This window comes from Amnimonas aquatica, assembly GCF_002943415.1.
In the GTDB taxonomy this organism is placed as follows: Bacteria; Pseudomonadota; Gammaproteobacteria; order Pseudomonadales; family Moraxellaceae; genus Perlucidibaca; species Perlucidibaca aquatica_A.
Genome location: NZ_PTQZ01000025.1, coordinates 1 through 12,438, shown reverse-complemented (window position 1 = coordinate 12,438; position 12,438 = coordinate 1). Strand labels below are relative to the sequence as shown.

Below are 12,438 nucleotides of genomic sequence, written 5' to 3'. Positions count from 1 at the left end.
CAGCACCACCAGGGTGTCGGCCTGGCCGCCGGCGAGCAGGGCGAGGGCGTCATCCAGCGAATCATTGCCGGCCTGGCCCATGAGCGTGGTGCCGACACTGTTGGCTTCGCTCACGGTCAGCGTGATGGCGGCGGACTTGCCGCGCGCCTGCAGGGCCTTGACCACGTTGGCGGCGGCTTCGATGACGGCGGCGCTGCCGTTGCTGACACCGGACACCACCAGCGGCTGCTCGGCGGCCAGCAGGTCGGCGGCGATGCGCTGCGCCAGCGCGGCGGTATCGGCGTCGAGGCCGGCGACGGCCGGGGCGGCGCTGTCGATGGCGTTGGCGACGGCATGACCGAGGCGGGCGATGTCTTCCGGCGCGGCGCGCAGCGTGGCGACGGCGACGTCATCGAGACGGGTCTCGTTCAGGCTGGCGATGTACAGCGGCGACAGCTCGCGCTGGCCGATGTCGCGCACGCCGAGGGCATTCCACTCCTGGACCTTCTTGTCCAGCGTCATGCGCACCGGCTTGTTCTTCACCGACTGGCGCAGGGCCAGGGCGAGACGGGCGGCGGTCTGGGTGAGGTCCTCGCCGAGCACCAGCACGGCATCCTTCTTCTCGATCTCGCGCAGGGTCGGCACGCGGTCGGCGTGGGCCTGCAGCAGGCTGACCACGAGACGGTTGAGGCTGTGCTCGCCGGCACCCACGCCGGCGAAGAAATTGTCGGCGCCGACCAGCTCGCGCAGGGCATGGTTGGCCTCCAGGCTGGCGCGCGGCGAGCCGATGCCGATGACGCGGCGACCGGCCTTGAGCGTGGCGGCAATGCCGTCGAGGGCGGCGTCGAGACCGCGCGGCTGGAACTCGCCGGCGACGCGCTGCTGCGGCTGGCGCGGACGATCGGCGCGGTTGACGTAGCCGTAACCGAAGCGGCCGCGGTCGCACAGGAAGTACTGGTTCACGTCACCGTTGTAGCGGTTCTCGATGCGGCGCAGCTCGCCGTAGCGTTCGCCCGGGCTGATGTTGCAGCCGCTGGAGCAGCCGTGGCAGATGCTCGACGAGAACTGCATGTCCCACTTGCGGTTGTAGCGCTCGCTGTGGGTCTTGTCGGTGAACACGCCGGTCGGGCAGACCTCGGTCAGGTTGCCGGAGAACTCACTCTCCAGCACGCCGTCCTCGACGCGGCCGAAATAGACGTTGTCGTGCGCACCGTAGACACCGAGGTCGGTGCCGCCGGCGTAGTCCTTGTAGTAGCGCACGCAGCGGTAGCAGGCGATGCAGCGGTTCATCTCGTGGTTGATGAACGGGCCCAGGTCCTGGTTCTGGTGCGTGCGCTTGGTGAAGCGGTAGCGACGGGTGTTGTGGCCCGTCATCACGGTCATGTCCTGCAGGTGGCAGTGGCCGCCTTCCTCGCACACCGGGCAGTCGTGCGGGTGGTTGGTCATCAGCCACTCGATCACCGAGGCGCGGAACTGCTTCGCCTCGTCATCCTCGATGGAGATGTAGGTGTTGTCGGTGGAGGGCGTCATGCACGACATCACCAGCCTGCCGCGCTTGTCGTCGGCGTTGGCGTACTGCTTGACCGCGCACTGGCGGCAGGCGCCCACCGAACCCAGCGCGGGGTGCCAGCAGAAATAGGGGATGTCGAGACCGAGCGAGAGGCAGGCGCTCAGCAGGTTGTCGCTGCCGTCGACTTCGTACTCTTTGCCGTCTACGTGGATGGTTGCCATGTCGTGACCGTCTTCAAACTTTCAAAATGGGTTGCGTGTCAGGCGGTCGCGGCTTGCGCCGGCTGCACTGCCACGCCCGCATCGAACTCGTCGCGGAAATACTTGATGGCGCTGCCCAGCGGCTCGACCGCACCCGGGGCATGCGCACAGAAGGTCTTGCCCGGGCCGAGGAAACCGACCAGGCCGAGCAGCGTCTCGACATCTCCGGACTGGCCTTCGCCACGCTCCAGCGCGCGCAGGATCTTCACGCTCCACGGCAGGCCGTCACGGCAGGGCGTGCACCAGCCGCAGGACTCGCGGGCGAAGAACTCTTCCATGTTGCGCAGCAGCGAGACCATGCTGATGCTGTTGTCGACCGCCATGGCCAGGCCGGTGCCCATGCGGGTGCCGACCTTGCCGATGCCGCCGGCGTACATCTGCGCTTCCAGGTGCTCGGGCAGCAGGAAGCCGGTGCCGGCGCCGCCGGGCTGCCAGGCCTTCAGCGTGTAGCCGTCGCGCATGCCGCCGGCGTAGTCCTCGAACAGCTCGCGCGCGGTGACGCCGAACGGCAGCTCCCACACGCCGGGGTTCTTCACCTTGCCGGAGAAGCCCATCATCTTGGTGCCGTGGTCTTCGCTGCCCGGGCGCGCCAGGCCGTGGTACCACTGGATGCCGTTGGCGACGATGGCCGGCACGTTCGACAGCGTTTCCACGTTGTTGACGCAGGTCGGCTTGCCCCAGACGCCGACAGCGGCCGGGAACGGCGGCTTCGAGCGCGGGTTGGCGCGGCGGCCTTCGAGCGAGTTGATCAGCGCGGTTTCCTCGCCGCAGATGTAGCGGCCGGCACCGGTGTGCACGTAGAGCTCGAAATCGAAACCGGAACCGAGGATGTTGCTGCCCAGCAGGCCGGCGGCGCGGGCCTCGTCGAGGGCGCGATTGAGGTTGCGGGCGGCATCGACATATTCGCCGCGCAGGAAGATGTAGCCGGTGGTGGCCGCCAGCGCGCGCGCGCTGATGATCATGCCTTCGATCAGCAGGTGCGGCATCTGCTCCATGAGCAGGCGGTCCTTCCAGGTGTTCGGCTCCATTTCGTCGGCGTTGCACAGCAGATAGCGCGGCGTCACGCCGTCGCTGGGCGGCATCAGGCCCCACTTCACGCCGGTGGGGAAGCCGGCGCCGCCACGGCCCTTGAGGCCGGAGTCCTTGACCAGACCGACGATGTCGGCCGGCGCCAGCTCGCCGAGCGCCTTGCGCAGGCCGGCATAGCCGTTCTTGGATTCGTACTCGGCGAGCCATACCGGCTGGCCGTCGTCACGCAGGCGCCAGGTCAGCGGATGCGTTTCCGGCGTCTTGGCGATGGTGTTGCTCGGGCCCCAGGAAGACAGTCTCATGCGTACTTCTCCAGCAGTTCCACGACCTGCTCCGGCGTCAGGCCGCCGTAGGTGTCGTCATCGATCATCAGGGTCGAGCCCTTGTCGCAGTTGCCGAGGCAGCACACCGGCAGCAGCGTGAAGCGGCTGTCCGTGGTGGTCTCGCCGTAGCCGATGCCGAGCTTCGCGCGCAGCGCCGCCAGCACGTCCTCGTGGCCGTTGATGTAGCAGACCATGCTGTCGCACAGGCGCACGATGTGGCGGCCGACCGGCACGCGGAAGATCTGGCTGTAGAAGGTGGCCACGCCCTCCACGTCGGAGGCCGGGATGCCGAGCACGCCGGCGATCTCGGGGATGGCGCCGTCCGGCACCCAGCCGTGGTTGGCCTGGACGATCTTGAGCGCGTCGATGCTGGCCGCGCGCGCGTCCGGGTAATGCGAAATGGCGTGCTCGATGTCGGCACGTTCCTGCGGCGACAGCTGGAAGCGGCTGGTCGCGATGAGCTGGGCGCTCTGGGTCTGGGTGGTCATCTCGTTCTCCCCCTCAGCGGTCCACGTCGGCCATCACGAAATCGATGGAGGCCAGGTAGGCGATCAGGTCGGGAATCATCGACCCGCGGATCACCGAGGGAATCTGCTGCAGATGCGCGAACGACGGCGTGCGGATGCGCGTGCGGTAGCTCATCGTGTTCTTGTCGGAGGTCAGGTAGTAGCTGTTGATGCCCTTGGTGGCCTCGATCATGAAGCTGGCCTCGCCTTCGGGCATGACCGGACCCCACGACACGCTGGTGAAGTGGTGGATCAGGGTCTCGATGTCCTGCAGCGTGTTGGCCTTGTTCGGCGGCACCGCCAGCGGGTGGTCGGCCTTGTACGGGCCGGACGGCATGTTGTTCAGGCACTGCTCGATGATGCGCAGCGACTGGCGCATCTCTTCCAGGCGGACCATGCCGCGGTCGTAGGCGTCGCCGTTGTGGGCCAGCGGCACCTCGAACTCGAAGTTCTCGTAGCCCGAGTACGGCCGCGCCTTGCGCAGGTCATAGTCGATGCCGGTGGCGCGCAGGCCGGCGCCGGTGACACCCCACTCGATGGCCTCGGCGCTGTTGTACTGGGCCACGCCGATGGCGCGCGCCTTCAGCACGCTGTTGCGCATGGCGGCCTTCTCGTACTCCTTCAGGCGCGCCGGCATCCAGTCCAGGAACTCGCGCACCAGGCGATCCCAGCCCTTGGGCAGGTCATGCGCGACACCGCCGATGCGGAACCAGGCCGGGTGCATGCGGAAGCCGGTCACGGCCTCGATGACGTCGTAGGCGCGCTTGCGGTCGGAGAACATAAAGAAGATCGGCGTCATGCCGCCGAAGTCCTGGATGTAGGTGCCGAGGAAGAGCAGGTGCGAGGTCATGCGGAAGAATTCCGCCATCATCACGCGAATCGTCTGCGCGCGCGGCGGCACCTTGATGCCGGCGAGCTGCTCGACCGCGAGCAGGTACGGCAGGTTGTTCATCACCCCGCCGAGGTAGTCGATGCGGTCGGTGTAGGGAATGAAGCTGTGCCAGCTCTGGCGCTCGGCCATCTTCTCGGCGCCACGGTGGTGGTAGCCGATGTCGGGCACGCAGTCGAGGATCTCTTCGCCGTCGAGCTGCAGCACGATGCGGAAGGCGCCGTGCGCGGACGGGTGGTTGGGGCCGAGGTTGAGGAACATGAAGTCCGATTCCTCGTTGCCCTTCTTCATGCCCCACTCTTCCGGCCGGAACAGCAGCGCTTCCTGCTCCTGGTCCTGGCGCAGGGCGGTGAGCTGGAACGGGTCGAACTCGGTGGCGCGCGCCGGGAAGTCCTTGCGCAGCGGGTGGCCCTGCCAGGTGCGCGGCATGAGCAGGCGGAACGGCTGCGGATGACCCTTGAAGTCGACGCCGAACATGTCCAGCACTTCGCGCTCGTACCAGTTGGCGTTGGCGAACACCGGAATGGCCGTGGGCAGGCTGAGGTCGTCGGCGGAGAGCGCGACCTTGATGCGCACGTCCGAATTACGCTCGATCGACAGCAGGTGGTAGAACACCGTGTAGTCGGACGCCGGCAGGCCGTAGCGGTGCTTGCGCAGGCGCTCGTCCACCGCCGACAGGTCGTAGAGCATGCTGTACGGCTTGGGCAGCTGCTTGAGGAAGCGCAGCACGTCGAGCACCTGCTCGCGCTTCACCCACAGCGTCGGCACGCCATCCTTGGTGGGCTGGAACACCAGGGCATCGCTGCCGAAGCGCTGGTTCAGCTCGCGCACCACGGCGAAATCGCCGCCGGGAGTCTTCGGTTCTGCCTGTGCAGCTTCCTGGGAAGCAAGGACGTCGTCGGCCATCGGTATCGTCGTCACTCAAAAAGAATTCTGTCGGCAGCGCCGGCCACCCGCCAACGCTGCAAGATCCGGTCCCGCCCGCCTCAGACCTGGTCCGGCGTGCGCAGGTTCACCACCTGGATGCGGCCGTCGCGCTTCTCTTCGCGCTTGGACTGCAGCTCGGGCTTGTAGACACCCTGGTCGCCGACCACCCACGACAGCGGGCGGCGCTCCTTGCCGATCTGCTCCTGCAGAATCATCAGCGCCTGCAGGAAAGCTTCGGGGCGCGGCGGGCAGCCGGGGATGTACACGTCCACGGGCAGGAACTTGTCCACGCCCTGGACCACGGAATAGATGTCGTACATGCCGCCGGAGTTGGCGCAGGCACCCATGGAGATGACCCACTTCGGCTCCAGCATCTGCTCGTACAGGCGCTGCACGACCGGAGCCATCTTCAGGAAGCAGGTGCCGGCCACGACCATGACGTCGGCCTGGCGCGGTGACGCGCGGATGACTTCGGAGCCGAAGCGCGCGAGGTCATGCGGCGCGGTGAAGGCGGTGGCCATTTCCACGTAGCAGCAGGACAGGCCGAAGTTGTACGGCCAGAGGGAGTTCTTGCGGCCCCAGTTCACGGCGCCGTGGATCATGTCTTCCAGGCGGCCGAGGAAAATGCTTTTCTGCGCCTGCTCCTCGACCGGGTCGGTGACCCCGGTTTCGCGCTGCTGGATGGGGTAGACATCGTTGGCAGCGTTCGGATCGACTCGGGTCAGCGTGTACTTCATGACGGGCAGGCCTCAGTTTTCCTGTTTGGCTTTCTCGGCGGCGACCCTGGCGGCGCGCTTGCGACGCGCCTCGGGCGCCCAGTCCAGGGCGCCTATGCGCCACAGATAGAACAGACCGGCCAGCAGGACGAGAATGAAAATGGCGGCTTCCACGAACCCCAGCCATCCGGTCTCGCGTACCGAAATGGCCCAGGCGTAGAGAAAGAGGGCTTCCACGTCGAAGATCACGAAGAACATGGCGACGAGATAGAACTTGGCGGAGACGCGGAGGCGGGCACCGCCCTGCGACACGACGCCGGATTCGAAGGGTTCGTTCTTGGCCCGGCCCCAGTCGCGACCACCCAGCAGGAACGGAATGAAGAGCATGAAACAGCACATGCCCACGATGCCCAGCAGGAAAATGCCGAAGGACCAGTAGCTAGCGGTTTCCGTGACGCCGGACGCCATAGCGAACTCCTTTGAGCGTTTCTATGCCGAAAGCCCGGAGGAAGGTTCGGCATTGAACGAGATCAAGATTTCGCGCGGAGGATACTCCCCTGGCCGACATTATTCCACATCAAAGGGGGGGATAAATGGTCTTACATTCCTTGGGAGCATGGAGTTACGACACCGTCACCAGTGGCCGCCATGGCGGCCCTCAGAGCCCGCCACGGCCGAGCACGGCGACACGCATGACCCAGTGCTTGAGCAGCCCGCCACGGTCGAACAGCGACATGCCGGTGTTGCGCAACAGACGCAGCGCCGGCGCATCGGCGGCGAACAGGCGCTCGAAGCCGGTCATGCCGTGCATCAAGGCGGCGTTGTGCCCGCGCCGGCCGCGACTGTAGCGCCGCAGCGCGCGCCCGTGGTGCAGCGGCAGGCCGGCCGCGCGCTGCGTCAGCAGCTCGTCGGCCAGCAGCGCGGCGTCGAGCATGCCGAGGTTGACGCCCTGGCCGGCCAGCGGGTGGATGCTGTGCGCGGCGTCGCCGATCAGCGCCAGGCCATCCTGCTCGTAATGTTCGGCGTGCCGGGCCTGCAGAGGAAAGGCGCCGCGCGGCCCGACCGTCGTGATGTCGCCCAGCCGGTGCTCGAAGGCCTGGCCGAGCGCGCGCCGGAACGCATCTTCCGGCAACGCCAGCATGGCATCGGCGCGATCGGACGGCAGCGTCCAGACAATGGAGCACTGGTGCAGATCGGCCAGCGGCAGGAAGGCCAGCGGCCCCTCCGGCAGGAAGCGCTGCCAGGCCGTGTGCCGGTGCTGCGCCACCGTGGCGACCGTGCACACCAGGCCTTTCTGGCGGTAGTCCCATGTCGCGCTGCCGATGCCGGCGGCGTCGCGCACGCGCGAGGCGGCGCCATCGGCACCGATCAGCAGGGACGTGCGCAGCGTGCTGCCGTCCGACAGGGTCAGCTGCCAGCCCGGCGCTGCCGGCGAGCGCGCGGCCGCTCCGGCAGCGGCCAGGCGCGCGATGTGCTGCACGCGCACCGGGCAGAAGGCGGCGACCTGCGGGTGCGCGAACAGGGCGTCGGCCAGCACCGCCTGCACGATGCGGTTCTCCACCAGCATGCCGAGATGCGTCTCGCCGACTTCGCCGGCCCGGAAATGCACCGCGCCGGTGCCATCGGCCTCCCACACCCGCATGTCGGTGAACAGGCAGTGGCGCTGCGCCGCCAGGGCGTCGCCGCAACCCGCACGCNATCTTCCGATGCCCGCGACAGCGCCGACACCCGCAGGTCGAAGGGCGCGTCCGGCGCCGGCAGCGTGCTGCGCTCGCCATCGACAATGGCCAGGCGCAGGCCGGCGGCACGGGCATCGTTCAGCAGCAGCAGGCCGAACAGGCTGCCGACCATGCCGGCACCGACCACCACGACATCGAAGTCGCGCACGCCGGCAGCGGCATCAGGCATGACATCAGGCCCGCGTTCGGTTCCCGGATGATCAGACATGACTCAGCCCCATGGCATAGCGCGCCAGCGCGGGCTTGGCGCCGGGCATGAGGTCGAAGCCGGCCAGCCCGATGTTGCGCAGCAGCGACAGCGCCGGATGATTGCTGGAGAAGCCGCGCACCAGGCTGTCGGAGAAACGGATGATCTGCGCCTGGTCCTGCTGGCGTGCCGCCTCGTAGGCACGCAGGCGCGCGGCATCGCCGAGATCGGCGCCATCGCGCACGGCGGCGGCGAGGTGCTCGACCAGCACCAGGGCATCACGCAGGCAGAGATTGAAGCCCTGGCCCGCGACCGGGTGCAGGCTGTGCGCGGCGTTGCCGAGGATGAGCGCGCGCGGCACCGCCTGCTGCGGTGCGACCATGAGCTGCAGCGGATAGGCATGGCGGCGGCCGACGCGGGTGAAGCGGCCGGCGCGGCGGCCGAAGGCGCGCTGCAGCTCGGCGGCGAAATCGGCATCGGGCAACGCCTGCACCCGCTCCGCCTCCGCCGTGGCCAGCGCCCACACCAGCGAGCGCCGGGTCTGCGGGGGCTGGCCGGCACCCGGCTCGTCCGGCAGCGGCAGCAGCGCGATGGGGCCGTCGCCGGTGAAGCGCTCGTAGGCGGTGTGGGCGTGCGGCAGCGAAGTCGCCACCGTGGTCACCAGCGCGGTCTGGCCGTAGTCGCGCCAGCTCGCCGACAGGCCCAGCCAGTCGCGGCTGCGCGAATGCGTGCCATCGGCCGCGACCACCAGCGGGGCACGCAGCACGTGCGCCTCCGGCGCCCGGCCGGCGGCATCTTCGCCTCCGGCCTGGCCGGAGCGATCACCGGGGGCCCCTGCGACCAGGCTGACCTCGGCATGATCGGCAGCGGTCCTGAGGCCGGTCACGCGCACGCCATCGAGCACGGTGACCGACGGGCAGCGTTTCAGCGCCGCCAGCAGCACCACGCCCAGCCAGGCGTTCTCCATGACCTGCCCGAAACTCTCGACGTTCTCCTCGGCGGCATTCAGGCGCGCCAGCCCGAAATGGCCGCGATCGGAGACATGGATGTGATGGATCGGCGTGGCGTGCGGCTGCAGCTGCGGCCACAGCCCGAGGTCGGTGAAGGCCTGGATGGTGCGTCGCGACAACGCCGTGTTGCGGGCATCGAAGCCCGGCGTGTAGGGCAGCGGCCGCTCCGGATCCAGCGCCGGGAAACGGGTGGCCTCCAGCAGCACCACGCGCAAGGCCGGCAGACGCTGCGCCAGCAGCAGGCCCAGGGTAACGCCGACCATGCCGCCGCCGACGATCACCAGGTCCGCCTGCCCGGGCAGTGCCGCCGCTGCGGCCTCCCCCGTCGTGCCGTCAGGCCGCGCGGTCATGCCGCGCCACCAACAATACTGCCCGGAACACCGGCGCCGGCACCCACCAGCGCCTCGATATCCGCCACCGACTTCGGCGCCTGCGCGGTCAGCACATGCCGGCCGCCATCGGTGACCGCGACATCATCCTCGATGCGGATGCCGATGCCGCGCCAGTGCGCGGCCACGCTGTCGTCGTCCGGCGCCACGTACAGGCCGGGCTCCACGGTCAGCACCATGCCCACCTGCAGCGGCCGCCAGCGGCCGTCGATCTGGTAGTCGCCGACATCATGCACATCCATGCCCAGCCAGTGGCCGGTGCGGTGCATATAGAAGCGGCGATAGGCGCCGGACTCGATCAGCCCGTCCACGTCGCCGGCGAGCAGGCCGTGATCGACCAGCCCCCGGGTGAGGATGCGCACCGCCGTGTCGTGCGGGTCCTGCCAGCTCGCGCCCGGCTTCACCGCGTCGATGGCGGCGAGCTGGGCCGCCAGCACGACCTCGTAGAGGTCGCGCTGCGGGCCGCTGAAACGGCCGCTGACCGGGAAGGTACGGGTGATGTCGGCGGCGTAGTGGTCGAGCTCGCCGCCGGCGTCGATCAGTACCAGGTCGCCATCCTGCATGCGCCGGTCGTTCTCGGTGTAATGCAGGATGCAGGCGTTGGCGCCGGAGCCGACGATGCTGCCGTAGGCCGGGGCCGGGCAGCCGTGGCGGGTGAAGGCGTGCAGCAGCTCCGCCTCCAGCTCGTATTCGAAACGGCCGGGCGCGGCCACCGCCATGGCGCGGCGGTGGCCCTCGGCGCTGAGGTCGGCAGCGCGCTGCATGATGTCCAGCTCGGCCGCGCTCTTGATCAGGCGCAGCGGATGCAGCGCGGCATCAAGCAGGTGCAGCTCGCCCGGCGCCTGCACCCCGGCGCGAGTGCGGGCGCGTACCGTGTTCAGCCAGCCGGTCAGGCGGCGGTCGAAGCCGGGCTCCGTGCCCATGGGCGCGAACACGCGGCGGCGGCCGGCAAGCAGCTCGGGCAGGCGCTGGTCGAGCTCGCCGATCACGAAGGCTTGGTCGGCGCCGAAGTTCGCCACCGCACCCTCGGGGCCGGCGCGGTAGCCGTTCCAGATTTCCATCTCGCGGTCGCGCGGGCGGCAGAACAGCACGAACTCGCCCTCGGCGCGGCCGGGCAGCAGCGCGATCAGCGCCTCCGGCTCGGCGAAGCCGCCGAGGTAATAGAAGTCGGAGTCCTGCCGGTAGCGGTACTCGGTGTCGCGGTTGCGCCGGTGGTGCAGGGCCGCGGGCACCAGCGCCACGGCATCGGGGCCGATGGCCCGCATCAGGGCCTGGCGGCGCGCGGCGAATTCGGCTGAGGAAATCAGTGACGGCATATCAGGCTCTCGTCAGGGCAGGGCGCCAGAGCCGGCGGGCGGCATCCGGTCCGGGGGCACGCCGGCCGCGCGCCCGGTCAGTGCAGGGTGGGCGCCGGCGAGTCGTGCGAATGCTCTTCGCGCGGCGCCAGTTCCTCGAACAGGTGGATGACCGCCAAGCGGACGAACTCGTGCAGTTCGGCGTAGGCCACTTCGCTGTCCTCGTCGGCCTCGTCGACGCTGTCGACCTGGGAGATGTTGGCCAGGTCCTGCAGGGTCTCGCGCACAGCCTCGTCGGCCAGCGCAGGGTGATCACCCTGCACGCCCAGGCCGAAACCGGCGAGCAGGCCGCGGCAGTAGTCGCCGAGCGCGACCACGCGCTGGCCGAGGTCATCTTCGTCGTCGGGCAACAGGGGCTGGAACACCAGCTCGTCGGCGCCGAGGTCCTCGAGGGTCTTGAGCTGGAGCTGCCAGAGCCCGGCAATCAGGCCGTCGTCGAATGCCTGGTTGGGGTCGACATGCGCCTCCAGCGACTTCACCAGCGCCGCCCGGTTCAGGCGCGCGCCGGCGGCCAGCAGACCGGACATGAGGCCGTGCAGCTCGGAAGCGGAGCAGTCGGCCTGCAGGCGCGACAAGGCGAGCGCCAGCGTTTCCAGACTGGGCAGTTCGGCGGCTTGCATGGGGGGTCATCTCCTGTTGGCATTGCCCGGGCAGCATCCTATAGTAGCCGCTGGATTCCTTCACGGCGAACCGGACATGCTTGAACAGGATTACCAGGCGCTCAGTCGCCAGGTCGACGCCTTGCTCGTCCGGCTGCGCGAGCTGCACGACGAGACCCGGCAGCTGCAGAAGCAGCGCCAGCAGCTGCTCGCCGAGCGCGACGATCTGCAGCGCAAGAACGAGCACGCCCGCGCCCGCGTGGAAGCCATCATCCTGCGCCTGAAGGCGCTGGAAGCCCAGGCCTGATGTCAACCGGAGCGGCCGCCACGCGCCTATCCCTTTCCCAGATCAGCGACAGAGCATCGGCATGAGCCAGGACATCAGCACCCTCGACGTGTTCATTCTCGACAAGGCCTACAAGATCGCCTGCCCGCTCGCCGAACAGGACAACCTGCGCCGCTCCGCCCAGTACCTGGACCGCAAGATGCGCGAGATCCGCGGCAGCGGCCGCGTGCTCGGCCTGGAGCGCATCGCCGTGATCGCCGCGCTCAACATCAGCCACGAACTGCTCACCCTGCGCCAGCAGCACAGCGGCGATGGCGTCAGCCCCGCCGACATCGCCACGCTCATGAAGCGCATGGAAGCCGCGCTGATCGAAACCGGCCATTCCGGAACGAACTGAGAACGCACATTTATATAACAGACGGGTCGTTAGCCTGGGCGCCCGACTGGTCTATACTGAAAGCCTTCTCTGGGGTGTGCGCCAGTTCGTCAGATCCCCTGAGCCGATGTTTTATCCTTCGGGATGCGTTCGTCTTGCGCGGTGTGCATGTCCGCCTGTCGGAAAGCCTTAAGTGCGAGCGCCGCATCCCCCTTGAACCTACTGGGTTCAAGGGTTACGACGGACAGCGGCACTCTCGGAGAAACCCGCCACATGCCCATGCCGCATGACGCTTCCCTGAACACACCTCCTGCCCGACTGCACACCGACCAGCAACAGCTGCGTCGCGAGCTGCGCC

General features: G+C 68.5%; 11 protein-coding genes, 1 other RNA gene and 1 pseudogene. 3 read left to right on the top strand and 10 right to left on the bottom strand.

Translation table 11 applies throughout. The annotated features are described in order from the left end of the window. The 10 genes and pseudogenes from nuoG to C5O18_RS02245 form a co-directional block, all read right to left on the bottom strand. Positions 1–1,710 (bottom strand): NADH-quinone oxidoreductase subunit NuoG (nuoG, locus tag C5O18_RS02290; protein ID WP_146089176.1); only part of this gene is annotated, 1,710 nt, incomplete at its 3' end. A gap of 38 nt (positions 1,711–1,748) precedes the next feature. After that, positions 1,749–3,080, bottom strand: coding sequence for an NADH-quinone oxidoreductase subunit NuoF (gene nuoF, locus C5O18_RS02285; RefSeq protein WP_105191252.1), 1,332 nt, complete (start codon positions 3,078–3,080; stop codon positions 1,749–1,751). Then, the gene (gene nuoE, locus C5O18_RS02280; RefSeq protein WP_105191251.1) at positions 3,077–3,589 is read right to left on the bottom strand and encodes an NADH-quinone oxidoreductase subunit NuoE; all 513 of its coding nucleotides are present in this window, start codon (positions 3,587–3,589) and stop codon (positions 3,077–3,079) included. Before nuoE ends, nuoF begins: the two co-directional genes overlap by 4 nt. 13 nt (positions 3,590–3,602) lie before the next feature. Beyond that, entirely contained in the window at positions 3,603–5,402 is a 1,800-nt protein-coding gene (nuoC, locus tag C5O18_RS02275; RefSeq protein ID WP_105191250.1) for an NADH-quinone oxidoreductase subunit C/D, read from the bottom strand. 80 nt (positions 5,403–5,482) lie between these two features. Next, a complete protein-coding gene (locus C5O18_RS02270; protein WP_105191249.1) occupies positions 5,483–6,160 on the bottom strand; it encodes an NADH-quinone oxidoreductase subunit B in 678 nt (225 codons plus the stop codon). 51 nt (positions 6,161–6,211) lie between these two features. Further along, a pseudogene (gene ndhC, locus C5O18_RS02265) lies at positions 6,212–6,535 on the bottom strand (NADH-quinone oxidoreductase subunit A); the annotation flags it as partial. 262 nt (positions 6,536–6,797) lie between these two features. Beyond that, positions 6,798–7,847 (bottom strand): FAD-dependent monooxygenase, encoded by a 1,050-nt coding sequence (locus tag C5O18_RS02260; protein ID WP_105191247.1) that lies wholly within the window; start codon positions 7,845–7,847, stop codon positions 6,798–6,800. Positions 7,848–8,078: 231 nt separating this feature from the next. Beyond that, entirely contained in the window at positions 8,079–9,425 is a 1,347-nt protein-coding gene (gene ubiH, locus C5O18_RS02255; RefSeq protein ID WP_105191246.1) for a 2-octaprenyl-6-methoxyphenyl hydroxylase, read from the bottom strand. Further along, positions 9,422–10,780, bottom strand: coding sequence for a Xaa-Pro aminopeptidase (gene pepP / locus C5O18_RS02250; RefSeq protein WP_105191245.1), 1,359 nt, complete (start codon positions 10,778–10,780; stop codon positions 9,422–9,424). Before pepP ends, ubiH begins: the two co-directional genes overlap by 4 nt. A gap of 77 nt (positions 10,781–10,857) precedes the next feature. Then, positions 10,858–11,439, bottom strand: a complete 582-nt coding sequence (locus C5O18_RS02245; RefSeq protein ID WP_105191244.1) for a UPF0149 family protein — start codon at positions 11,437–11,439, stop codon at positions 10,858–10,860. Between the two features lie 76 nt (positions 11,440–11,515). Here C5O18_RS02245 and C5O18_RS02240 point away from each other — a divergent pair, with 76 nt between their 5' ends. From C5O18_RS02240 to ssrS, 3 genes are all read left to right on the top strand, one after another. After that, complete coding sequence (locus C5O18_RS02240) at positions 11,516–11,725, top strand: TIGR02449 family protein (protein WP_105191243.1); 210 nt, start codon at positions 11,516–11,518, stop codon at positions 11,723–11,725. Positions 11,726–11,786: 61 nt separating this feature from the next. Further along, positions 11,787–12,101 (top strand): cell division protein ZapA, encoded by a 315-nt coding sequence (locus C5O18_RS02235; RefSeq protein WP_105191242.1) that lies wholly within the window; start codon positions 11,787–11,789, stop codon positions 12,099–12,101. Between the two features lie 63 nt (positions 12,102–12,164). Further along, positions 12,165–12,347, top strand: a non-coding RNA gene (gene ssrS / locus C5O18_RS02230) — 6S RNA. Positions 12,348–12,438 lie beyond the last annotated feature (91 nt).